Genomic DNA, 23,938 nt, shown 5'->3' with positions numbered 1-23,938 from the left:
AATGTTCTAGTTGTCGGGCGTTGCTTCGCCCAAAAGCGCTCTCGTTTGATAGATCTGCCCTATGTGATAGGCGGCGTGATAGGCGCAATAGATGAGCCGACCCGCCACCGTTGCCCAGACGGTATCGCCCTCTCTTATCTTAAAATTTGCCGGCAGATCGAGCGCAGCCGTGCGCTCGAACATCAAGTCGTGCACCCTTTTCACCTCTCGATAGACGTCCGTGGGGCCGAGCGCCTTCAGCCCTGCAGAAACTTCTGCTCCCAATATGTCTGGCAGCCAGGCATAAGTCGCGTCAACCAAGGGGCTATCGATATTCCATTCGGATGGGTCTCTCTTGCCGAGCAGTTCCATCACGATCATGGCCTCGTCGTAGGCTAGGTGCGCGGCGATTTCGCTGATGGCGGGGCAGTTGGGCGCGGGTCGGCGATGAAGGTTGTCGGGATGCAGTCCGTCAAATGCAGGCTGTAGATCGTCGTAGGACCATCTCCAGGCTTCTCTCAGGGCAGCGACTTCGGGATGCATGTTTGTAATGGCGGAGGGGGAGGGATTCGAACCCCCGTCCCGTTGCCGGGATGCGGTTTTCAAGACCGCCGCCTTCAGCCGCTCGGCCACCCCTCCGGCGAGTTCGATTATACCGTAGATACCAAAAAGCCCGCCCGGACCGGATGGCTCGAGCGGGCTTTAGGCTTGGTTAAACGCGCTGGTTACTTAATGACTGTAACGTTCTTTGCGCGCAGGCCCTTGCCTTTAGGGTCGTTCTCGACTTCGAACTCGACTGCCTGGCCCTCATAGAGTTCCCGATAGCCGTTAGACTGAATTGCGGAAAAATGTACAAAGACATCCTCGCCGCCATCCTGGGCGATGAACCCATAGCCCTTCGAAGCGTTAAACCACTTGACTGTGCCGGTTTGCATAACCGTTCCTCCTGCAAAGTACTTTCGTGTCCGGTCTGTCGAAAGAACAACTCTTCACTGGAGGCCTGCGTCGAACAAACGACGATACGTCTCAAGGAAGCTGACTTTCTCCTACGCCCAAACACCCACCGCCGAGGCGGCTTACTGATAGATTCCGCTTTCGCTCGACGGATTCCTGCCAATATTATTGGCAGAAGCCAGAAATTTCTTCCTGGAGCCGACGGAGGGAATTGAACCCTCGACCTACGCATTACGAGTGCGCCGCTCTACCGCTGAGCTACATCGGCACAACGTGCATTATACCATGCAACGGTACTATTTCTGCGCTTCGCTCGTTCGGTCGTTCAAATACATCTTGATCCCTCGGTTGGCGATCATCCCGCTGACAATGGCCATCACCGTCAACAGCAGTACGCGATAGATGCCCGCCATCAAGCCGGAGAGCAACGCCTGAAGGTTGGGCATGTTGTCTTTGGTCGCGCTGCCAAACAGAGCGGCGGGGTCGGATCGGAAGAGTTCGTAAGCCCAGTAGAAGACCGCGCAGAGCGCGACGATGCCGATCAAGAAGACCGCGCAACCCGAAGCCCGAGCCAAGCGGTCGCGCTGCATCAATCCCCCATCGCCTTGCGAGCGAGATAATGGACGACCGGATCGGCATCTTTGGTTAGCGTCCGAACGCGATCAGGATCGAGCGACTGGATGGCGGCCTCGATCACCACCGGACGGTTGCTTCGGACTGCTTTCAGCAGGGCGTCGGGCTGACGGCCTGCTAACGACCGGGCGGCTTGTGCGGCGACGCGGTCGTCAGGATGGCTGAGCAGTCGGACAAGAATCGTTTCGTCTCGCGTCGCACGGGCGGTCAAGAGGCTGTCTTTTGAGGTTGCTCCGGTTTTGACGGCGGCCTCGGCGATGGCCGGGTCGTCGTGGCTGGCGAGGCTTTTGAGGGTTGAGTGGTTCGGATCGATTCGCCCTAAGCCTTCTATGGCGGTGGCGCGGAGGGCGGGCGATTCGCGCTCGTTCTGCGCGGCTTTTGCAAGGCGATCGGCGCTGGCGGGATCGGCAATTTCGGCCAGAGCGCGGATGGCGGCGGCGCCTTCGTACTGCATGATTTCTCTTGCGCCTAATCTCAGCTTGCCCAGTGCGTCCATCGCCATGTTTTGGGTCTTTGGGTCTTTTAGCAGACTGATTAGATGATTTCTGGACGCGGGGCCGATTTTGACGAACAGTTCGCCCGTTGCTTCGGGCGCTGCGCTGGCGGTTTGTGCGGCAAATGGTAGTGCAGGCGGGCCGACCTTGGCGAGGGCCTCGATGGCGGCGCGTCTCACATTGGCGTGGGGGTTCTTAAGTCCCTCGGCCATCGGCGCGATATGCGTTTGGGCCAGATGATCCAGGGCGCTTTGCACGGCCTCTCGAACGCGCAGATCAGGGTCTTTCATCATGCTCAGCGCGAGTTTGACGGCGTCGGGCGAATTGGCTTCCTGAGCGCCTTGGGCAAAGGCAATGCGCTGGGACAGAGGTCGCGATTGGAGCAGGTCGAAGGCGTCCTCTCGAGCGGCCAGTTCTTTGATGGCTGTCGGTTTCCCGGAGCAGGCGTCGTCCAATAGGCGATGCGTGGCGGCAGAGCCGGCGACGGCGGCAAAGATCACAGCGCCCGCGGTTAGGGCGATTCCAATCGGCGCAAGTTTCACAAGAGAGACAGAGTTTACCGCCCGAAGCGATGTTCCTGCCTGGCAAAACCAATCGGAACGCCAGGCTTCTGCCTGGCAGAAGACAACGGGGCCGCCCGGAAGGGCGGCGTTCCAAAGGCGTTCCGAACGGCGTTCCAAAGGCGCGGCACGCCCTTAAGCCTCTGCACCGAATCGAGGGTATGGCGCGATTCCCGGGGAGTTGGGCGCGATCCCTCCACACCTGCGGGTGTGGAGGGATCAGAAGGCCGCTCACCGATCGTATCGAACAAAAGACCGTGCCTCGCTCGAACTACAAACACTGGCGAAACTCGCCGTCGCAAGGCGGTACGTTCTTCGTAACAACCACGTGCCTGGACTTCGCCGAACTCTTCCGCCGGGACGAGATGAAGGATCGCCTTCAGTCGCGCTTATTCTCCGATTGCGCTCACTACGGCGCAATTCTTCACGCTTTTGTGATCATGGCCCATCATTTGCACATGTTGCTCCAAGTTCCAGAAGGGAAGACGGTAAGTTGGTTCGTGCAGCGCTTCAAGACCAACTCTGCCAACGATCTGCTCCCCTGCTCGGCCCGACGGAACGAACGGCGCTGTCGGCTCAATCCGGCCTGAACGACCGCCGGTTTTGGATGAGGTCGTTTCGCGCATTCGAAGTCCAGGGCGAGACCGTGTTTTGGGAGAAGGCGCGCTACATTCACAATAACTCGGTGGAGGCGGGCTTGGTCGAGAGAGCAGCCGACTATCGATGGTCCAGCGCGAGGCTTTATGACGAAGGACTCTGGGACCCTGTGGCAGGTTTAACGGTGGGCGAGTACTAATCCCTCCGCCCCCGCCGTGCCGATCCCTCCGCCCCCGCCGTTACCGTGATCCCTCCACACCCGCAGGTGTGGAGGGATATAGGTCGCGCTCGCCGACTTCTGGCACTTCGAACGCCCTATCGCCCTGCGAGCCGAGAGAGAGCGCCTGCTGTGGAGGCTTTCAGCCAGATTCGACGCCTTCGCTTACTCTAAACCCTCCACACCAAACGGCGGGTGTGGAAGGATCGCGGGATCGCGAAACGGCGGCTTTTACGGAAGGGCAAGCGTCCCCGCGAGCCAAAGCGCCCTAAACCCTCCACACCGAACGGCGGGTGTGGAGGGATCAGGCAGGCCAGACGGACTCGGCTTCTTCTCGGTCGGCTATGGCGAGATAGTGCTGGCCGACTTCATCATAAGCAATCGCCCGATTACCTAGGATCAAGGCGTAGAGGTATCGGAGTTCTGGCGCCCAATGACCGCGCGGCTCGAGCAGGGCGCGTAAGTTTCTGGCTATTTCGATCGCCTTGTCGTAGTCCTCGACGGCGGCGCCGAACTGTTGCAGGCCCTGTTGGGCGTTGCCGCGGTTCATGTAGGCCTTGGCCAGGTCGTTCTGGAACTGGGCCGGCCATTGGTCGCCCAGCGCCTTTCTCAGCGCCACCCTGATCTGGATCGCCTTGTCGTAGTCCGCGATGGCGGCGCCGAACTGTTGCAGGCCCTGCTGGGCGTTGCCGCGGTTTAGGTAGGCCCTGGCCAGGTCGTTCTGGAACGCAGCCGGCCACGGCTGGCGCGACTCCTCAAAGGCCTTGCGCAGCGCCTTCATCAGTTTGATCGCCTCGCCGCAGTCCTCGATGGCAGCGTCGAACTGTTGCAGGCCCTGTTTTGCGTTGCCGCGGTTCATGTAGGCCCTGGCCAGGTCGTTCTGGAACGCAGCCGGCCACGGCTGGCGCGACTCCTCAAAGGCCTTGCGCAGCGCCTTCATCAGTTCGATCGCCTCGCCGCAGTCCGCGACGGCGGCGCCGAACTGTTGCAGGCCGTTCCGGGCGACGCCGCGGTTTAGGTAGGCCGCGGCCAGGTCGTTCTGGAACTCGGCCGGCCACGGCTGGCCCGACTCCTCAAAGGCCTCGCGCAGCGTCTCCATGATCTCGATCGCCTTGCCGTAGTCCGCGACGGCGGCGCCGAACTGTTGCAGGCCCTGTTTTGCGTTGCCGCGGTTCATGTAGGCCTTGGCCAGGTCGTTCTGGAACTCGGCCGGCCACGGCTGGCCCGACTCCTCAAAGGCCTTTCGCAGCGCCTCCCTGATCTCGATCGCCTCGCCGTAGTCTGCGATGGCGGCGCCGAACTGTTGCAGGCCCTTTTTGGCGTTGCCGCGGTTCATGTAGGCCCCGGCCAGGTCGTTCTGGAACTGGGCGGGCCACTGCTCGCCCGACTTCTCAAAGGCCTCGCGCAGCGCCTTCATCAGTTTGATCGCCTCGCCGTAGTCCGCGATGGCGGCGTCGAACTGTTGCAGGTCTTGTTTTACGTTGCCGCGGTTTAGGTAGGCCTTGGCCAGGTCGTTCTGGAACTCGGCCGGCCACGGCTGGCCCGACTCCTCAAAGGCCTCGCGCAGCGCCTCCCTGATCTCGATCGCCTCGCCGTAATCCGCGATGGCGGCGCCGAACTGTTGCAGGTCCTGTTTGGCGCTGCCGCGGTTTGCGTAGGCCCCGGCCAGGTTGTTCTGGAACTCGGCTGGCCACAACTTGCCTAGCGCCTCGCGCTGCGACTCCATGATGAGGATGCACTGCGTATAAAAGTCGATTGCGTGCGAATAGCGCAGCTCTTCTTGGGAGACCCGCGCACGCTCAAACGCCGTGCGTGCAAGTTCGACCAACTTCGATGCCATCGGATCTGTTACGGTCATCGTCGCCGACAACGCTTCCTGCGCCCTCTTCAGGTGCAAGCGGTTGATGGACCAAGTCTCGCCCGCTTCGTCCATCGGCCTCAACAGTCCGAGGTCCTTTAGGCCTTCCAAGTGCCACGAAGGCTCTCGCGGCTCGCCGCGGCTGTCCGTGCCCAGATCGACGCCGTCATGCTGAAGCAGCCATTTCAGCCACCACTCTCGAAGGGCCTCTGGCGGGAGCAGCGAGGCATACTCCAGGACTCGTTGCTGAGGTTGTGTGAGTTTGGATCGCAGGCCGTCCAGAATAGCCGCGGTCGTATGCGGATAGTGCTTCAATTTGGGATATTGGCCGATATCGACATTGGCCAGCCAATTGGCATAGTTAGACCAGCCGTCTGATTTGTCAAGACTCATGGCCATGCCGATCGCTGCGATGAGGGCGGCGAGGCCTTCCGTATCCCTGTGTATGCTCTTTATGTTTTGTTCGTTTTCAGCCTTCAGCGCAGACTCTCGGTAGTTGCCCAGAAGTTTTCGCGCCTGCTCGAAGCTGAAATGCTCTACTTTGATCGCGCCTTGGGGATCGATATTCTCGTCCTGGGTGGTCACGATGATGTCGCAATTGGGCAAGAGGGGGACGAACTCGTCCCACTGCTCTTTGGAGTCGACGTTGTCGAAGATGACGAGTGCCTTCTTGTTTGGATCGGATAGCAGCGCGCTCACGATCTGTTCGGGATGCTCGGGCGGCGGTTCGCCTACCTTCTCGTTTTGTAATCGCAAGGCTACAAACGGCTCGACGATCTGGGCGCCCGCGCAGTTGACGACATAGACGCCGCCGGGGTAGTTGTCGAAGTTCGCACGACCGTAGGCGTAGGCGAGGGTCGTCTTGCCCTGCCCGCCGTGGCCCTGGAGGGTGGCCCTGCCGCCCATCCGCACGGCGGGGCCATTCTGGAGCTTCGTGCCGATCTCCTTCATCAGTTCCGGCCGTTCAATCTCTGCGGTTACGGGGTCTTTGGGGAGGTTGGACGGGATGAGGGCGTGGGCGCCTTGGAGCTTCTTGACATCGGCATGGACAGCGGCGACGCCTGCTTTGATGGCTTCTGTGTCCTTCTTGATCTCTTTGGTCGTCTTGGTTACATGTTCTCGCGTCTTCTTGCCTTCATCGCGAATGGCAGCCTCAAGATCCGAGAATATCTTGCGGACTTCATCGCTTGCTTGACCCAAGAGGAGGCTGGAATGGTCGGCGGGCTTCAGGTCTTTTAGCTGCCCTAGGATTTGGTCGAGCTTTGCGCTGTCGACCTTTTGTGCTTGGGCGATGACCTGAAGCATGTAGTGGAAAGATTTATCACGGGCAATGGGATCTTTCGCTATCGCATCGGCATAGGCCTTGACCATTTTGGGCAGAACCTTGTCGCGGAGGCCTACTAATCGTTGGGTGCGGTCTGGTTCCGATACTTGATTGACTTTCAAGGCACGTCGGTTAAAGCCGAGCGCATACCACGGACGGCAACAATCGCCGGGCCACTCGGGAAGGCGCAGGAGGAAGTTGCATACATCCTTCCACACCAGATCGTCCAACTTCTCTGAATCGCTCAGATTCTTAAGGGTCTCTTGCTCCCAGTTCGGTTCGTGCGCGGTTTTGTAGAGGTTCTGGTGCGCCTCCGTATTCTTAGCCGCGTACTCCAGCCCTTTTGCCCAGAATCGGGTCAGGTCGTCTTTGGCCTCGTTATGCATCGCATTGGCCAAGGCCTGAGTAACCGCCCGGGCAACGTCGTGATTGAGCTTCAGACGCTCTTTCTCTTGGCGGTTGTTTTTGAAGTCGCCCAGCGCTCTGCCGATCATCTCGACGCCGATCGCAGCAATTCCGTCGCTGATGGCCGCAACCGCTTCGGCGCTCAGAACGCCGGCGGCGGCCGTGCCCAAGGAGGCCCCAAAATAGGCGCCGAGCGGCCCCATTGCGGCGGCGCCCGCCACGCCGCCCAATAGAACCCCAACCCCCTTGGCGCTCGTCTTGACGCTCATTTACTGTAATATAGCATGTTTCTGGGCCGACTCGCACGCAATTTAGCCGGGTATTTTTTGCGCGTCGGGTATACTCTCTGCCCGGCAGTGGGCGGTTAGCTCAGCGGTAGAGCACCTCGTTGACGTCGAGGGGGTCACATGTTCAATTCATGTACCGCCCACCACTTCGGTACAATCCCCGACACCATGATAAGAACCGGAGTCTGTCTGGCCGTTTGTCTGCTTCTCTTTTCGCTCGCGTTTTCCCAAGGACCATCGGACGAATTGCTGAACGAAGCTCTGGGGAAGGCCAGCCTGAGCGTCGAGACCGCGAAGTTCGATCTGGCCGGGCTGCGCTTTATCAACCACGACGAGTTTGTGCTGGAGACGTTTCGAAGCTACTTCGAGAACCCTTTTGAGATTCCAGCCTATGCGGGCATTCTTAAGCATCAAATCATGGCTCAGACCGGCAGCCCTTCTTCGATTGTGGAGATTTGCGCCGGGCATTTGAACCGGGGCACAAGGCGGAAGCTTTTGGGCAATCCCATTGCGCGGCTGATCGAGAGAGCCCAGTCGCCGACCGCGCTGGCCGATGCGATCAAGGCTGTGTACGCGGAAGAGACCGCGCCCGACGATTTGGACGTTCGGTTGGTTCCGGCGCCTGTTCAACAGCAGGCGGCGCTGATCATCCTGGCCGCTATCGAGGCAAAGTCATGGCGAGATCGCGCGCTTTTGCAGGCGGGCGATTTGCAGGCTATGTACGACCGATTGACGAAGCCGGTCTCTCAGGGCGACGGACGGGAAGCGTTTTGGCAGAGCCTTCCGATCATGCGGTCGGTCGATCTGAAACTGCTGATTGCTGGCGCGCACGACCTGATCGCGGCGGTCGAGGAGGCTGCTCGGCAGCTCTCGCAGGCGGAGCTACCCCAGCCATTTGCCGTGGACTTCGATACGCCTTGGGGCAAGGTTGCTCTGAGAGGCGGGGGGAACGACCGTTACGAGCCGGGCGCCTATCTGCTGATTATCGATACCGGGGGCGACGACGTCTATCTGGGCGGGGGGGCGACCGCGTCGGCGGCCAACTTTGCTTCTGTGCTTATAGACCTTGATGGCAACGATCGGTACGTTTTGGGAGAAGGGCCTGTGGCTCAGGACGCACAGCGCAAGAACGCTGGAGGCATGGCTTTTGGCGGCGGATGCTTGGGCTATGGCATTCTGTTCGATCTTAAAGGCGACGACGCTTATCGTTCGGCGTCCGCCGGCATGGGCAGCGGGGAATTTGGCGTCGGGGTTTTGGCAGATCAAGGCGGGAAGGATACATACGACGGCTATGCTAGGTGTCAAGGCTCAGCGACCTTTGGCGTGGGCGCGCTGATCGACCACGATGGCGACGATCGCTATCAGGCTTTTCAGACCAGCCAGGGATTTGGCGGCACGATGGGCTTTGGGCTTCTGCTGGATTTGAAGGGCAACGACGTTTATGAGGCGAACGACGCGCAGATCGACTTTCCATCGCCTCAAACTGCGGAGCACAATGCGAACCTGAGCCAGGGAATGGGCTATGGCCGGCGAGGCGATTATATCGATGGCCATTCGTTGGGCGGCGGGTTTGGCGCGCTGATCGATGCCTCGGGCGACGACCATTATAGCTGCGGGCTGTTCGGTCAGGGCGCGGGATATTGGAACGCTATGGGGATGCTGCTGGATTTGGGCGGCAACGACGAGTACAAGGGAGTTTGGTACGTGCAAGGCTCGGCGGCGCACTTTGGCATCGGCTATCTATTGGACGAGAGCGGGAACGATAGTTATACGGCGACTATGAACATGGCGCAGGGCGCCGGGCACGACTTTAGCATTGGGTATCTGCTGGATCGGGCGGGCGACGATCGATATGACGCGCCGAGTCTGGCATTGGGAGGCGGAAACGCGAACGGCATTGGAGTATTTTGCGATCTTGCTGGGAACGACCGCTACAGCATCCGATCGAACAGCGCGAACTTAGGCCGTGCCAACCCATCTGAATTAGGCTCTCACAGGGGCCGATCGCTCTGTTTGGGGCTGTTTATAGACGGCGCCGGCGAGGACGTTTACCCGACCGAGGCTGCCTTTGCGGGGAATCGGTTGTCTTGGCTGCACTGGTCGCGCCAGAACGACAAGGCGTCTCAGAGTCAGGTTGGGGTTGGGTTGGATAAGTGAGCTTGATCGACTCTGCCGACCTCGCTCCAAGGTAAAATCTCCTTCACTATGATCGATATGGCTGGGACGTTTAGCATTGTCGCTTTTGATCCCAAGAACGGCGATTTGGGCGTGGCCGTCGCATCGCGCGTGTTGGCGTGCGCGTCGGTGGTGCCCTTTGCCGAGGCGGGCGTCGGCGCGATCGCCACTCAATCGTTCGCCAACACGACTTATGGCCCCAAAGGGTTGGAGATGCTGCGAAATAAAGTCAACCCTCAAGACGCGATCAAGCGGTTGACCGATCCCGATCAGGATAAGGGGCGGCGACAGTTGGCCGTCATCGATGCCCGAGGCCGCACGGCTAACTTCACCGGCGACCGATGCCTCAAGTGGTGCGGCGCGGCGAGCGGGCCCAACTACAGCTGTCAGGGCAATATCTTGACCGGCGAGAACGTGGTGCAGGCGATGGCGCGCGCGTTCGAGACGACCGAGGGCGAGATTGCGCTCAAGATGATGGCCGCGCTGGAGGCGGGCGAAGCGGCGGGCGGCGATAGTCGAGGCAAACAGTCGGCGGGCATGATCGTGATGCGCAAGAAGGGCGGCTACGGCGGCTTTGACGACAAATACGTCGACCTGCGCGTGGACGACCACAAAGAGCCGGTGGCCGAACTCAGACGCTTGCTCGGGATGAAGCTGCGCTTTGCCCGCATGATGCGCGGATACGACGAGCTGCAAAAGAAGCAGTGGGATCAGGCGATTGCGACTTTTCAGGCGTTGGTGAACGAGGAGCCGGACAACGGCACGCATTGGTACAATCTGGCTTGCGGGCAATCGATGGCGGGTCGGCGCGATGCGGCGCTGGCGAGCCTGAAGAAGGCGCTTCAGTTGGATCCAACGATGATGAGCCATGCCAATCAGGATTCGGATTTAGACGCGATCCGGGACGAAGCCAAGCGGCAAGGCGTGTTGAGGTAGAGAGTGATCGCCACAGCCCTCACCCCGGAGGAGGCGCAGCGCTACAGCCGCCATATCATCCTGCCCGAAGTGGGCATGGAAGGACAATTGAAGCTCAAGGCGGCCAAGGTTTTGCTGGTCGGCATGGGCGGTCTTGGCTCGCCCTCGGCGCTCTATCTGGCTGCAGCGGGCGTCGGCTCGCTGGGCATTGTCGATTTTGACGCAGTGGACGCCTCCAACCTCCATCGCCAGGTGATCCATTTTACAACCGACGAGGGGCGCTCCAAGATCGAATCGGCTGCGGAGAAGATAACGGCCATTAATCCAAATGTGCAGGTCGTGCCGTTCGCCGAGCGACTGACCTCAAAGAACGCGCTGGAGATCGTCTCGCAGTTCGACATTGTGCTGGACGGGGCGGACAATTTTCCAACGCGCTATTTGGTGAACGACGCCTGCGTGCTGGCGGGAAAGCCGAACTGTTACGGCAGCATCTTTCGGTTCGACGGCCAGGCCAGCGTGTTCGGCGCTCCCGGTGGACCGTGCTACCGTTGTCTCTATCCCGAGCCGCCGCCGCCCGGATTAGTGCCCAGTTGCGCGGAGGGCGGCGTCTTGGGCGTATTGCCGGGCATTATCGGGCTGGTGCAGGCAACCGAGGCGATCAAATTGATTTTGGGCAAGGGCGAAAGTTTGGTCGGAAGGCTGTTGCTGTTCGACGCTTTGGAAATGCGATGGCGCGAGATGAAGATTCGGCGCGATCCCGATTGTCCGGCGTGCGGCGACAATCCGACGGTGAAGGAGTTGATCGATTACGAGCAGTTCTGCGGTATATTCCCCGAGGAGCCAAATTTGAACGAGATCGACCCACAAACGCTAAAGGACCGGATGGACCGCGGAGACCGTTTAGTGCTGTTGGACATTCGCGAGCCGCACGAGCTTCAGATCAGCCAATTGCCCGGCATTGTGCACATTCCGATGGAGGACGTGCCGTATCGGATGGACGAATTGGACGCGGACGCTGAGATCGTCGTGATCTGCCGCACGGGGAATCGAAGCGCAAAGGTTACGGACTATCTATTGGACCAAGGATTTAAGCAGGTTTATAATTTGGCGACCGGCATGAACGGATGGGCCGATACGATCGATCCCGAGGTCAAGAAGTATTGATGAAGATGCCCGTTATTGGCATTACGGCTTCTTGGAAGGACGCCGAGAACGGCCCGATGGTGCAGTTGGATCATGGCTATGTGCGATGCGTAGAGGAGGCTGGCGGGGTTGCGCTGATCTTAGCGCCTCAGAAGCAAATCGCCCAGTTGCTTTCGATGATCGACGGTCTATTGATTCCGGGCGGGCCGGATATCGATCCTAAGGAATACGGGCAAGACAAAGCGCCGGAAACAAATCTGGTCGCGCACGAACGGTACCAGTTCGATAAGGCGATGCTGACGGCTGCGGACGGCAGGCTTCCGGTGATGGGGATCTGTTATGGCTCGCAACTGATCAATGTGCACCGCGGCGGCGACTTGATTCAGCACTTGCCGCTAAAGTTTGGGAGCGACATTACTCACGCTCGGTCCGGGACCTTCGTGCCGCACTCCGTTAGGATTCTGCCAAAGGGGCGGTTGCAGGAGATCATCCGAGAGACGGAGATCGAGAGCGCAAGCTCGCACCATCAGTGTGCCAATCGAATGGGGCGGGGACTGGTGGTTACCGCCGAGTCGGACGATGGCGTTGTCGAGGCGTTCGAGGATCCGAAGCTGCCTTTCTTCGTCGGCGTTCAGTGGCATCCAGAGAAGACGCCCGAAGCCGAGCACACCAAACGGTTGTTCAAGGCGTTTGTCGATTCTTGCCGTTAGCTTCCCTTTCGCTCGCGTTTCTTCTTCAGCAGTTCGGACATCGTGTCTCCGCTGGGTTCCGGGGGTGGAGGGACAGGAGATTTCGACGGCGTTTCGACCTTGATCTGTGGCGGCGGCTCGGTCTTTGTCGTCCTGGATTTTACCGTCAGAAGTTTGCCAGTTGTACCGACCGGCTCAGTTCTGATTCTGGGCTGGCGGCGAAGCCGGGCGCGAATAGCCTGCGCGGCTTCTCGAAACAAGGCGACCGGCAGGCCGACGCGGCGAATGGCGACATCGATCAGGAAGAGCCCAGTTGCCAGCCAGAGGCAGAGCGGCCACAAGTCTTTGACCGATGTGCCGGTCTGCCTGACCGGTCTAAAGAGCTCTTCCGGCCTGGGATTTGCCCTCCCGCCCGATAACTCGGCAATTCTTCGCATCAGGGGCTCGTCGGGCCGTGCAAACCGATATTCGGGCGGGTAGGGCACGGCAAAGGCGGTCGTGGTCGTCAGAGGTTCGCCCGCGGAGGATTGCTCGACATAGGTCAACAGGTAGTCGCCGATTTGTTTGGCTTCCATCTCCGCTTCGTACTTGCCCGGCGCGGTTTGGTTCAGCTTGAGGTCAAGGCTGCTGCCATCCGGTCTGGAGGCGCGAACGTTTGGGGACAAGAAGTTGATCGGATTGCCCAAAGCGTCAAAGGCCTGCATCTCGACGATGGCGCGGCTGCCTTCGCGTCGGACTAGGATGGTATGGTCGGTTTTGCCGCGCTGTCTGAGCGCGCCGCGCAGGGTCTGCGACCAAAATGCGCCGTACCCGTTCCAGCCGAGCCACCGTTGCGCCCAGCGCGGGCCAGAATCGGATGCGAAGGCGATGGACGAGCCGAGCCCGTATCGCCAGATGGCAAAGAGAGGGTCGTCCTTATGGGTTCGCATCAGAGTGCGCGCCAATGGACGGTCCGAGACGAGATTGTAGGCCAAGAGCGGCGGAGCGCTGCTCCAATCGATGCCGCGAAGAAGCTCGTCCGATGTAACTTTGGGTAAGAACGCGCCTTCCTCGATCGCCGATCGTGTCATCAGCGCAACGTCCGCCGTAAAGAGTTTTGGCAGATCGCTGGCGCGTTGAGCAAGGAAGAAGTTGCCTTTGCCTGCAGCGGCCAATTGTTGAAGGAAGGGCGCGTCCTTGCCTTGACCTAACGAGACGACTGAAAGCGTAACGCCGCGCGAGGCAAGCGAAGCGGCCAAAGGGATGCAACCCTGCTGCTCGTCCGCGTCGTTTCCGTCGGCCAGTACGATCAGATGGCGAGTGCGCGTCTTCTCGGCAGTCAGAGCGCGGTAGGCGTACTCCAAACTCGGACGCACATAGATTCCGCCGCCGCCTGCGTAAATACGAGAGATTTTGTCCATCGCTTCTTGTCGCTTGGCGGCCTCTTGGATAGGCGTTAGCCAGTCGACTCCGGTGCCGCTGACGATCACGCCAAATCGATCGTCGGGCCTCAGCAGCTTCAGCGTTTGCATGGCGGCGTGTCCGGCCAACTGCACCTTTTGATAGCCGCCCTCGACCATCGCCATCGATCCGGAGATGTCGATGGCGATGACCACCGTCGCGGCGGGGAAGGTCTTGCGCTGGCGGACGTTGAGATCGACCGGGAGCATCTCGGCGATGGGCGTTTCGTAGTAGCCGCCTGATAGGAACGAGCGTTCGCCGCCGATCATGGCGAAACCTGTGCCGCTGTCTCGGACCGCGGCTTGAAGCATGAGCATCTGAGCCGCGCTAAGCCCGTCGGCCGGGTAGTCGTTCAGCACGACCAGATCGTAGCGCTGCAGGTCGGTCGGTCGCGAGGGAAAGGCGCCCAAGGGCGCGCTTTCCACATCGATATCGTGCTGGCGAAGCGACGAGACGAGCGCGTTTGAGTTCGTCCCGGAAGCCACCAGCACGGTCGGTTTGCCTCGGACCGCCACGAAAGCGCGTCCGACGTTGTTGCGCGGGTCGCCGTCGCTATCGATTTCAAGGGTCGCTCGATAGCGAAAGAACCCGGGGCGTTCGGTCTGGATGGGAACAATCAGGTTGTTTTTGCCAGGAGAGAGGGAGACTTTCGCCTCGCTAATCGTGCGGCCGTCCAGGTCTACGCGCAGAATGCCGGTCGTTTGGTCGGACGAGTCGACGTTGACGCGCAGATTGAACGGCTCGCCGATCTTGACCTCACTGGGCGCGATCGCCTCGGCGATGAGCGCGTCCTTTTTAGGTTTTGCCGAGGCCAGTTGGATCGTGTCGATTTCCACCTGTTCTGCGGCGGCTGTCAAAGAGCTTGCCGCGGCGTCCCCGTTCGTTTCGTTTCCGTCCGAAAGCAGGGCGATTCGACGGCCGTGGCCGTCGGGGAAGAGCGCCATCGCCAATCTGGCCGCCGCAGCGATGTCGGTGCCTTGCTTTCCGGGCGCCGACAACAGCCTTCCAACTTGTCGGACGTTGGCCGGCGTCGTGTCAACCAGCGGCTCTTCGCCAAAGGCCACGATGCCGATCTTATCGTTGTCGCCCAAATGCTTGGCGGCCTGGCTTATGTACTCTTCGGCTTGTCTTCGCGCATCCTCTGGAACGCTGTCGCTCATGTCGAGCAGGAAAATCGTGCAGACGCCTTTGTTTTGGCCGACGCTTTGCCATCCGGCAATAGCAAAGATGAGGAGCGTTGCGACAATAAGCCGGAAGGCCATGGCAATGCGTTTGCGCAATCGGTTGACGCCCAGATAGCGCCGCCCAGACATGAGGACGAATGCGACGGCGACCGGGATGAGCAGCAAATATTCCGGATTGGCGAACCTCAACGCATCAGCTCCGCCTGATAAATACGAGCCATTCGACGGCCAAAAGCATGAGAGCGAGGAAAGCGAAGTATAGCCACAGCTCCTTTAGGGCAAGCGCGCGACCGCTGGCGACGGTCGTTTTGCCGCCCAGCAGGGTTTGCTTCTGCGGCTGGATGTTCGATTCTTGCTGGTTCAGCAGGCTCAAAGCAAATATCAGGTCGAGCGCTTCGCCTCTCAGACGGTATTGACCCGCATAGACGGCTTCGCGCAAACTGACGCCGTTCTCGCCGCCCGTGAGCTGAGCGATTGAACCATTTGGAAGTTGAAGTTGAAAGCGCCCGTTGTTGGAGGGATGGGAGATTCGGATAGGCTGTCCCGTTCGTGCGGCAAAGCCCCTGTTCTCGCGCGTTTCGCCCGCCAGCCATCGCGCGGCGTTAGCGGCGAAGATAGGAAAGCCGGGCTGTAAGGCGACATCGCTTTGCATGATGTCCCAAGCCATCCACAAGCGCCTTTGGCCCGATCTTTCGCCCGCAATGATGAGGGCTGCGTCTCCGGACTCTGCGAGGGGCGTTGCCCAGTCGGCGGCGGTTGCTCTAACGGCTTTCTCGATGTAAGCGGCGCCCAATTCGGCATGGCGCATTATGGGGTGGTTGCGGGCCGATGTCGATAGGCTGGGTTCTTTCAACTCGCCCGACAATTGTGCCATTTCGTGCGGTTGGCCGCCGATCATCCAGATGCCCTTGGCATTGACCGGCTGTGGCTGGACGCCGTCAAAGATCGCGATGTCGTAGCGGGCTTCTTTGCGAGCGGTTTCGGGCACGGTGGAGGCTTTGTCGAGGTCGATGGTCGGTTCGAGGCTCAGAGCGCGTTCGAGGAAGAAGTTGCCCGCTCCGATCAGCAGAACCTGGGTCTTGCGGCCGCCGCCCGCGTACCAGTAGGCTCGGTTGTCGGACTCTAAGGCGTCGTCGGTCTCGATTCTCGCTTCGATCCATTCGGCCCGTTTGGGAGCAGACCATTCGTGTCCGACCGACCGACCGGGCTGGACGGTAAAGTCCTTGGCATCGATCAGCGAGCCATCGGCGTAAATGCCAAGCCGAATCTCGGCGGGCTTGGCGCCGAAGTTCTTGATGGAAGCGAAGCTTCGCACGCCTGTCGCCGTCTCGCTGGAGTCGAGGGCGACGATGCCAACGTTCTCGCCGGTCGATCCAAACGACTCAAAAGTAACGGCGGCTTTGCCAGGGGAGAAGTTAGCAACTTCTTGAAATGCGCCATCGGACAGCAGCAGGATTTTGGAGCCGTCGCGCTGGCCGACCAGCGCCGAGGCCAGTCGCAAGGCTTCGCCCATGTCGGACGCCGCGTCTTGGGGGGTTAATGAGCGAATCGCGTCTTGAAGGCGCTTCTTGTCCGATGTGAGCGAGGCGGCGGACTTTGCTTCTGCTCCGGCCGAGATGACGGCTATCTGGTCGGTCGGCGACATCGCGCCGACCAGGGCAAGGGCCCGGTTCTTAGCAGCATCGAAGCGGGATGGGGCGGCATCCTTGGCCTTCATGCTTGCGGAGGCGTCGATGACGATAGCCGTGGCGGATCCTATCGGTGCGGAACTTTTGGCGGATGGCCGAGCCAGCGCAAAAATCAGCAGGCACAGAAAAAGCAGCTGGAGGAAGAGCAAAAGGTTCGGTCGGAGTTTTTGAAACAGCGCGTTGGCGCGCACATCGGTCATGATCTGCGGCCAAAGGAAGAGCGCGGGCACGGTTGCGTCGCTGCGCCGCATCTTAAGCAAATAGAGCGCAATAAGCGCGGCGCAAACGGGCACAGCCCACCATAAGATCCCCGCCGCCTGTAATAGCATCGATTAAGTCGTTATACGTTCGAGCCCAGAAGGAAGGTTCCTGTGAGAGCGCGTCGAAGAGAAGTTTTGACGGCCCAGAAGGAATCGCGGAAGGCATAGCGTATAGTTAGTCCGAATGGGGCGTTGAGCCTAAAAACCCCAAGGAGGGAAACGATGGAGTTTTACAACGTAAAAGCGCGTCAGAAAGTGAACGTGGACGACAAAGAGGTAAAGACCCAGAAGTACGAGCGGAAGACCAAGTCGGGCGCGAAACAAGTGCGCTATGCCTTGACCGCGACCCACGACGGCCAGAAGCTTTTCAAGTTCGTCAACGAGGAGATGTACAAGAAGTTCGGCGGCAAGTAGTCGAAGCGATGATCTAAGGCCGCTGCTCCCGGTATACTCTTTGGGGCGGCGGCCCAAGTCGAAAGCGCCAAGCTTCCCTTGCGCGCTCGCTATTGTACCAATTCTTTTGACAGTCTGGAGGAGAGGAGATGCATTTCGTTTGCCCAACCGAAGAGCTCGCTAAGGCGGCCGAACAGGTCGCGCCGGTTACTTCGGAAAAGACCCCGTTGCCCATTTTGACCAATTTGCTGATCGAGGCAAAGGCCGACAGCATCCGCTTGGTCGCCAGCGATCTTGAAATCTGGGTCGAGCGCAGACTGCCGGCCTTGGTCAAGGACACCGGTTCGGCAACGGTGCCGGGCGATCTCTTCCTCAATGTGCTCAAATCTCTCAGGAATCGCGGCGACGTTGAAGTGCAAACTGCGGCCAATGGCTCTGTGAAGGTTACAGCGCCCGGTTCCGAATACAATCTCCTCAGCCTCTCTGCATTAGAATTTCCCGATCTGCCAGAGATTGAAGACCCTGCCAAGATCACCCTGCCCACCAAGCAGTATATCGAGCTTGTGGAGAAGGTCGCGTTCGCCGTTGCAAAGGACGAGGCCCGCCAGTCGATGCGCGGGGTCAAAACCGAGTGGGACGGATCGACGTTGCGAATGGTCGCCACCGATACCCATCGCTTAGCAAAGGTCGAGGCTGCGCTGCCTTCGCAAGGCATGGCCGACATGATCGAAACGATCGTGCCGCTGAAGGCCGCCCAGGCCGTTTCGCGCGTGGCCGAGAGCGAGGAACTGGATTTTTACATTGCGGGCAACCGAGTGAAGTACGAAACGCCGCTCGCAACGATCGTAGGCTCTACCATCACCAGCCCCTATCCCAACTATCAGCGCGTCATCCCCACCGAGTTTACGCGACGGTGGCAGATTCACGTTTCGGAACTGAAGCCAGCGCTGCGCACGCTCCAGCCGTTGGCCGTGCCGGCGGCCGGCAAGGTATCGTTCGAAATGGGCAAAAGTTCTGACGGCAACGATTCTCTGATCATCACGGCCCGACACGAGCAATATGGCGAAGGTCGCGAAGAGATCGGGGTTGTCGCCGAGGGCGATACGGTGCAGCTGGCCTGCAACGTCAAGTATCTGCTGGACGCGATCGATGCGATGGGCGGGGACAATCTGTACATCGAACTGACCGATCCGCTTCGACCATTGGTGCTAAAGCCCGCAGAGGACGAGAACTACCTTTGCATCGTGATGCCCATGGCGCTGTAGCCCATGTTGGCCGAGTGTCGGCGAGTTCTTATCGTTAAGCTCAGTTCGATCGGGGATGTGGTGCACGCGCTGCCTGTTTCAGCGGCCATAAAACGATCGTTTCCGCATATCGTCCTTGATTGGATCGTGGAGGACATGAGCGCCGACATGCTGATCGACAACCCCTGTCTGGACAATCTTTACATCTTGCCGCGAAGGAAGTGGAAGCCAAAGCGCTATTCGATCTCGACATGGCGCGAAGGTTGGACGATCGCCAAGCAGCTTCGAGCCAATCGGTACGACCTGGCGATCGATCTTCAGGGATTGTTGAAGGCGGCTGTTTGGACGGTCGGATGCGGCGCCAAGCGGCGATATGGATACAATCGGCTTCGAGAGGGCTCGCGCTTTTTGATGAAGCGCGTAGAGAGGCGACCGGAAAGCGTCCACGTGGTGGACCAGTATCTGGATGTGCCACGGTTTTTGGGGGCGACGGTCGATCCGGTCGAGTTTCCGATCCAAATCTCGCCCGACGATACAGCGAAGGCGGACGCGCTGCTGGCTAACGTCGGGATCGACCGGGAGTTTGTCAGTCTCAATCCTTCGGCGGGTCGCGAGTGGAAACGATGGCCCGTGGAGCGTTTCGCCGAGCTTTCGGACCGAATTGAGCGCGATCTGGGTCTGCAGACGCTCTTTGTGGGCGGCCCAGGCGATGTAGAGTTGGGCGAGCGCGCAAAGGGCTTCAAGAAGGAGGCTTTTCGCTCGACCATCGCGCAGACGACGCTTAAGCAATTGGCAAGGGTTATCCAGAGGAGCGCTCTTCATGTCTGCGGCGATACGGGCAGCGCGCACATTGCGTCTGCAGTGGGCGCCGCTTGCGTATCCCTTTTTGGCCCTACCGATCCGGATCGAACGGGCCCTTATGGTCAGCGCGAATGGGCTATTTACCGGCCAGACGGCCTGTCTGAGATCGCAGTCGACGAAGTCTTCAAGTTGGTAGAACTGAGGTTGGCGAAAGTTGCGAAAGATCCTGCTGGTTACTAAGCGACGCTTTATGGGCGACACGGTTGCGGCGACGCCCGCTATTCGAGCGCTGCGCCAGGCCCATCCCGAGGCCCGGTTGACGCTTATGTCCGGCAGGGCCGCTATCGAGGCGATGCAGGGCTGCCCCTGGATTGCCGAACTTATTGAGCGACAGCCCAAGGAAGATCACAGATTCCTGCGCGATCAGGGATTTGACGCCGCGGTTGTGTTCGATCGTTCGGTCAATTCTGCATGGACCGTGTGGAGGGCGAGAATACCGATCAGAATCGGTCATCGCGCCGAAAGCAGAGCGCTATTGCTGACCCATCCCGTCAGCCAAGACCCATCGCTCACCGAGATCGAGAGCCTGTGCAAACTGACCGAGGTCTTGGGCGCAACACCCAAGAATCTGCTCCCAGAATTGTGGCTTAGCAAAGAGGAGAGGCAGGCTAATCGGCTTCCGTCTGGCAGATGGGTCGGCATCCAGCCAGGCGCGAACGATCCCGACCGGCGGTTGTGGCCGCCGGAACGGTGGGCGCCGGTCGCTCGCTTTCTATCGAAAGCCGGGTGGCAGATTGCGATCTTTGGCGTTCAAAACGAGGCCGAGTATGCTGAGAAGTTTTTGTCCGAGTACAAGGGAGAGGTTCTCAATCTGGTTGGAAAGACCACATTGCGCGAAGCGATGGCCAAAATCGCTCAGTGCGGTCTCTGGCTCAGCAGCGATACGGGCCTGCGGCACATCGCAGTCTCGCTCGGGGTTCCCAGCGTCAGCGTTCACAATCCTAACACCGGCCATCGCTGGGGCTATCGGACGGAAATCCATCGCACGATCTATCGACCTTCGGACCGAAAGCTGACGCATTCCGATGCGGGAAAAGCCCTGAGAGAGATTCAGCCCGAGGAGATTATCGAGACTTTGCAGGAACTGTTGCCCCAGATAGCGGTCAATTCGGCGCCGTCCCAGTAGTCGCGTCGAACGTAGCCCATGCCGCGGGCGCCCAGCGGCGTCAAAGCGCATCCGGTGATCCATCCCGCGTCATCGCGATCGCGCGAGGCGATCGGCGCGCCGTCTGGCGGTAGTTCTCTTCCTTCGATGGCAATATGCGCCAATTCTCTCTGCGTTCTCCCGCGCGAATAGATTCGCATCAACACCTCTTGACCGACGTAACAGCCTTTGGTCAGCGATGCGCGCCGGTTCATGTATCGCTCGCCCGCCTCGTTCGCGATCGTTTTCGCTGTAACGTCGATGCCGTACTCGGGCATTCCGCGCTCATATCGAAGCGCGCGCCAACCGCTCTCGTCCAATCCCCCATTGGATTGGACACCATGCGACCAGACGTCAACCCCGCCAAAGCCCGTCCGATCATACGAAACCACGATTTCGTCTTTGTTCCGCGTCCACCGGCCCTCGGGATCCGCATCGCGAACGATGGCCGTGCATGTCAGGTTGAGTATGTTGATCGCGGCGTCGTCCATAAAGAGGAGACCGTCCAACCTCTCGAAGATAGCGAGATCGCTCGCACAGACGAGCGCCGAATCGCCGTCGCTCAGCACGTAGCCTTCTCCCAATACATGGCCGGTCGGATCGCAGAAGGCCGTCGCCCGGCCCTCGCCCGGCGCCATGCCTAACACGTCTTGAGTTACCTGTCCCTGAAGGAAACGCCAAGCATCATTGCCGGTAATTGCGGCAATTCGTTGACTGGGCAGTAGACGGAAAAGACCGCCAGGCCGAGAATCAAGATAGGAATCTTGCGCCATTGCGTCGAATGTTACCCGTAGAAACAGGAGGCTCCTCAATGAGAACCACAGTTCGCTTGACCGCAATCGCACTTCTGGCTGGTCTGTTCGTATCCGGATTTGGCCAGAACTTCTATGGCATTTACGACTCCGTGCACAGGCTAAAGGCCTATTTTGCCGAGAACCACAAAAAGGCCAAGGAAGAAGGCCGCACTTTTCGTCCTGGATATATGGCTTCGTGGCTTTACTACATCGAGCAGCGCGCCTTTCCTTACGACGAGGTCGATTGGAAGGCGATCGAACAAGGCGCTTTGCATCGCGACGCCATGCCGACGGAAGCCGGCATCATGGCGGCCCAATGGGAGTATTTCGGGCCGCGCAATTTACCGGTGCCTTATCGAATCTATTACGGCCAGGGCAACATCATTGGTCGAATAAGCTCGGTCGCTTATCATCCGGGCGGACTGGGCCGCTACTTCTTGACTTCTGGCGTGGGCGGATTGTGGAAGACCGAGAACTTTGGAGCCGATTGGACGCCGATGAGCGACGACTGGACTTACATGAGAACAAGCAGCGTAGCGATCCACCCGATCAACCACAACACGATTTATGTCGGCACGGGCGACTTTCCTGGCGGCGGCGGATATGGCCAGGGCATTCTGCGTTCTATGGACGGCGGCCAGACTTGGACGGCTCACCTCGTTGCCGAGTCGGCTGGGCGGTCGGTCAGCAAGGTGCTCATCCATCCCGAGCAGCCGAACATCATCTTAGCGACGGTCGGGCGCAGAACGAGCACTAATGGAAACGTCTACCGGTCGACCGACGGCGGCGACACGTGGCAGATGGTGATTGCGACCAGCGCCGTTTGGAGCCACATTTCCTATTCAAGAATCAATCCCAGCAACAACAAGCGATACTTCTACGTCAGCGGGCATTCGAACGGTGGCGAGATCTGGCGATCTTCAGACGACGGCGCGACTTGGACCAAACTGACGACGCCGATGAGCTCGGCGTTCCAATCTTCGGTGCGAGTGGCGGCGTCGCCCAACAACCATAACAACGTCTACATCATCTCGGGCGTGAACCGCAACATCTGGCGCAGCACGGATGCCGGAGTCAACTGGACCAGCATCGTTGCAGGCTTCCCGAACGGGAGCAATAACTACAACTGGAGCCAGCACACCTACGACATGTTCTTGGACGTGGGAAATCGCAACGACGGATCGACCACCGACGTGATCTATGTCGGTTTGATCGATATCGTCCAGTCGCCGGACGGCGGCGCGACATGGCAATCGCTGGGGCAGACCTACACGAACTCGGCGCTCACCCACAACGATCATCACGCCATCGCGATCAATCGGTCCAACCCCAGCGAGGCGCTGGTCGGCAACGACGGCGGAATATTCCCCTTTAACTGGAACTCCGGATCAAACCTGTGGAACTTCAACACGACCAACAATCGTCGCTTGGGCATCACCCAGTTCTACAAATCTGCGTTCCATCCGACCGACCCGAACCGGCTCTTGGGCGGCACGCAGGATAACGCCACGCCACAGTGTTCGGGCAATCTGGACGTTTGGCGCAATGTGGGCGGCGGCGACGGCGGCTTCTGCATGATCAACCCGAGCAATCCGAACATTCAGTACGCCACCTCTCAGAATCTAAACATCTATCGCACGGCCAACGATTGGTCCAGCAGCAACACGATCACGCCTAGTTTCGGTAGCGACCGTCGAGGCTTTATCGCGCCGATCCAACTGAGCTACACCAACCCGAACTTGCTCTATGCCGGGTCGAACTACCTGTGGCGCTGGAGCGAAACCTCTCAATCGTGGACGGCGCGATTAGGAAGCCAAGAGTTGTCTGTCAGCGGCTATGTCAACTTCATTGGTATCTCGCCCAGCAACGGCAACTACATCTATACCGGCAGCAACCAGGGCGAACTGTGGATGACATCGAACGCGGGCACCAACTGGACGCAGATCAATACCGGATCGCCCAGTTTGCCCAACCGTGCGATCACCTGCGTTGTGGTCGACCCGACGACGCCAACCCGCATATGGGTAACGGTTTCCGGTACCGGTACCGGCCATGTTTGGCGATGCGATAACACGGCAGCCGTTACGCGCGTTTGGGTCGATGTCAGCGGATCTGGACTGACCGGACTGCCCGACGTGCCTGCAAATACCGTACAAGTTGAGCCGGGCAACACGGGTCGGCTCTATGTCGGTACCGATGTCGGCGTATTCTATACGCGCAATGGTGGAGCGACCTGGTACAACGGCACTCGGCCGTTTGGACTGCCCAACGTGCAGGTGAACGACCTGAAGCTCGTTGCGGGCACCGGGTATCTGAACGCAGCGACCTGGGGCCGCGGTATGTGGCGGATGCGATTGCCGTTCAATCCTCTGGGCGATATCGACGGCAACGGCTGTGTGGACGATGCGGACTTAGCCCGGCTGTTGACCGTCTTTGGTTCGACCGCTGGCGGCTCATCCGACCTTAACGGCGACGGCATCGTGGACGACACCGATCTGGCGATCTTGCTGGAGAACTTCGGCAACGGTTGCTAAGACGGTTTGAGTGAGTCCCCCTCCTTTTGTTTCTGAGCGGAGGGGGGCTTGAGGGATCAGGCTCTTTGGCTCGCGGGGCCGCTCGCCCTCCCGAGCGATTTGGAACCTTCCGCCTGGCACGGTGTTTCGGCTCGCGGGGCCGCTCGCCCTCCCGAGCGATTTTGGG

19 protein-coding genes and 3 tRNA genes are annotated in these 23,938 nt (G+C 59.6%); 12 read left to right on the top strand and 10 right to left on the bottom strand.

Annotation, left to right across the window (positions count from 1 at the left end):
• Window positions 1-6: 6 nt before the first annotated feature.
• The 6 genes from HUU60_11575 to HUU60_11550 form a co-directional block, all read right to left on the bottom strand.
• Window positions 7-522, bottom strand: coding sequence for a DinB family protein (locus HUU60_11575; protein ID NUL83343.1), 516 nt, complete (start codon window positions 520-522; stop codon window positions 7-9).
• An 8-nt stretch (window positions 523-530) separates the two neighbouring features.
• Window positions 531-618: transfer RNA gene (locus HUU60_11570), tRNA-Ser, on the bottom strand.
• Window positions 619-704: 86 nt separating this feature from the next.
• A complete protein-coding gene (locus HUU60_11565) occupies window positions 705-914 on the bottom strand; it encodes a cold-shock protein (protein NUL83342.1) in 210 nt (69 codons plus the stop codon).
• Window positions 915-1,126: 212 nt separating this feature from the next.
• Window positions 1,127-1,201: transfer RNA gene (locus HUU60_11560), tRNA-Thr, on the bottom strand.
• A gap of 28 nt (window positions 1,202-1,229) precedes the next feature.
• On the bottom strand, window positions 1,230-1,523 hold the full coding sequence (locus HUU60_11555; GenBank protein ID NUL83341.1) for a hypothetical protein: 294 nt from the start codon (window positions 1,521-1,523) through the stop codon (window positions 1,230-1,232).
• On the bottom strand, window positions 1,523-2,602 hold the full coding sequence (locus HUU60_11550) for a hypothetical protein (GenBank protein ID NUL83340.1): 1,080 nt from the start codon (window positions 2,600-2,602) through the stop codon (window positions 1,523-1,525). Before HUU60_11550 ends, HUU60_11555 begins: the two co-directional genes overlap by 1 nt.
• Window positions 2,603-2,877: 275 nt before the next feature.
• Between HUU60_11550 and HUU60_11545 the strand changes: the two genes are divergently transcribed.
• Both HUU60_11545 and HUU60_11540 read left to right on the top strand, forming a co-directional pair.
• A complete protein-coding gene (locus HUU60_11545; protein NUL83339.1) occupies window positions 2,878-3,210 on the top strand; it encodes a transposase in 333 nt (110 codons plus the stop codon).
• Window positions 3,211-3,227: 17 nt separating this feature from the next.
• Window positions 3,228-3,416: a hypothetical protein gene (locus HUU60_11540; protein ID NUL83338.1), complete on the top strand. Its 189-nt coding sequence runs from the start codon at window positions 3,228-3,230 to the stop codon at window positions 3,414-3,416.
• Window positions 3,417-3,738: 322 nt separating this feature from the next.
• Here the strand turns inward: HUU60_11540 and HUU60_11535 are convergent, their stop codons facing one another.
• Window positions 3,739-7,290 carry a hypothetical protein gene (locus HUU60_11535; GenBank protein ID NUL83337.1) on the bottom strand — a complete coding sequence of 1,184 codons (3,552 nt, stop codon included), beginning with the start codon at window positions 7,288-7,290 and terminating at the stop codon, window positions 3,739-3,741.
• A gap of 89 nt (window positions 7,291-7,379) precedes the next feature.
• Between HUU60_11535 and HUU60_11530 the strand changes: the two genes are divergently transcribed.
• The 5 genes from HUU60_11530 to HUU60_11510 all read left to right on the top strand — a co-directional run bounded on the left by HUU60_11530 (window position 7,380) and on the right by HUU60_11510 (window position 12,251).
• Window positions 7,380-7,454, top strand: a tRNA-Val gene (locus tag HUU60_11530).
• Between the two features lie 22 nt (window positions 7,455-7,476).
• Complete coding sequence (locus HUU60_11525) at window positions 7,477-9,465, top strand: hypothetical protein (protein NUL83336.1); 1,989 nt, start codon at window positions 7,477-7,479, stop codon at window positions 9,463-9,465.
• 48 nt (window positions 9,466-9,513) lie between these two features.
• Window positions 9,514-10,419, top strand: coding sequence for a DUF1028 domain-containing protein (locus HUU60_11520; protein NUL83335.1), 906 nt, complete (start codon window positions 9,514-9,516; stop codon window positions 10,417-10,419).
• A gap of 3 nt (window positions 10,420-10,422) precedes the next feature.
• Window positions 10,423-11,562 carry a molybdopterin-synthase adenylyltransferase MoeB gene (gene moeB, locus HUU60_11515; protein NUL83334.1) on the top strand — a complete coding sequence of 380 codons (1,140 nt, stop codon included), beginning with the start codon at window positions 10,423-10,425 and terminating at the stop codon, window positions 11,560-11,562.
• On the top strand, window positions 11,562-12,251 hold the full coding sequence (locus tag HUU60_11510; protein ID NUL83333.1) for a gamma-glutamyl-gamma-aminobutyrate hydrolase family protein: 690 nt from the start codon (window positions 11,562-11,564) through the stop codon (window positions 12,249-12,251). The genes moeB and HUU60_11510 overlap by 1 nt, the downstream gene beginning before the upstream one ends.
• Here the strand turns inward: HUU60_11510 and HUU60_11505 are convergent.
• Window positions 12,248-15,043, bottom strand: coding sequence for a VWA domain-containing protein (locus HUU60_11505; GenBank protein NUL83332.1), 2,796 nt, complete (start codon window positions 15,041-15,043; stop codon window positions 12,248-12,250). The genes HUU60_11510 and HUU60_11505 overlap by 4 nt on opposite strands.
• Before the next feature lie 4 nt (window positions 15,044-15,047).
• Complete coding sequence (locus HUU60_11500) at window positions 15,048-16,871, bottom strand: VWA domain-containing protein (GenBank protein ID NUL83331.1); 1,824 nt, start codon at window positions 16,869-16,871, stop codon at window positions 15,048-15,050.
• 153 nt (window positions 16,872-17,024) lie between these two features.
• On the opposite strand from HUU60_11500, the gene HUU60_11495 reads away from it, so the two are divergent.
• The 4 genes from HUU60_11495 (at window position 17,025) to HUU60_11480 (ending at window position 20,426) form a co-directional block, all read left to right on the top strand.
• On the top strand, window positions 17,025-17,216 hold the full coding sequence (locus HUU60_11495; protein NUL83330.1) for a hypothetical protein: 192 nt from the start codon (window positions 17,025-17,027) through the stop codon (window positions 17,214-17,216).
• A gap of 128 nt (window positions 17,217-17,344) precedes the next feature.
• A complete protein-coding gene (gene dnaN / locus HUU60_11490; protein NUL83329.1) occupies window positions 17,345-18,460 on the top strand; it encodes a DNA polymerase III subunit beta in 1,116 nt (371 codons plus the stop codon).
• A 3-nt stretch (window positions 18,461-18,463) separates the two neighbouring features.
• On the top strand, window positions 18,464-19,480 hold the full coding sequence (locus tag HUU60_11485) for a glycosyltransferase family 9 protein (protein ID NUL83328.1): 1,017 nt from the start codon (window positions 18,464-18,466) through the stop codon (window positions 19,478-19,480).
• Window positions 19,455-20,426: a glycosyltransferase family 9 protein gene (locus tag HUU60_11480; protein ID NUL83327.1), complete on the top strand. Its 972-nt coding sequence runs from the start codon at window positions 19,455-19,457 to the stop codon at window positions 20,424-20,426. The genes HUU60_11485 and HUU60_11480 overlap by 26 nt, the downstream gene beginning before the upstream one ends.
• Here HUU60_11480 and HUU60_11475 read toward each other — a convergent pair.
• Window positions 20,351-21,217 (bottom strand): hypothetical protein, encoded by an 867-nt coding sequence (locus tag HUU60_11475; protein ID NUL83326.1) that lies wholly within the window; start codon window positions 21,215-21,217, stop codon window positions 20,351-20,353. The genes HUU60_11480 and HUU60_11475 overlap by 76 nt on opposite strands.
• A 38-nt stretch (window positions 21,218-21,255) precedes the next feature.
• Here HUU60_11475 and HUU60_11470 point away from each other — a divergent pair, with 38 nt between their 5' ends.
• Complete coding sequence (locus tag HUU60_11470) at window positions 21,256-23,772, top strand: hypothetical protein (GenBank protein ID NUL83325.1); 2,517 nt, start codon at window positions 21,256-21,258, stop codon at window positions 23,770-23,772.
• Window positions 23,773-23,938: the final 166 nt, after the last annotated feature.

This window comes from Armatimonadota bacterium, from assembly GCA_013359125.1.
Lineage (GTDB): Bacteria > Armatimonadota > Fimbriimonadia > Fimbriimonadales > GBS-DC > JABWCR01.
The sequence above is the reverse complement of the archived record's forward strand: the minus strand, read 5'-3'. Positions and strand labels throughout refer to the sequence as shown.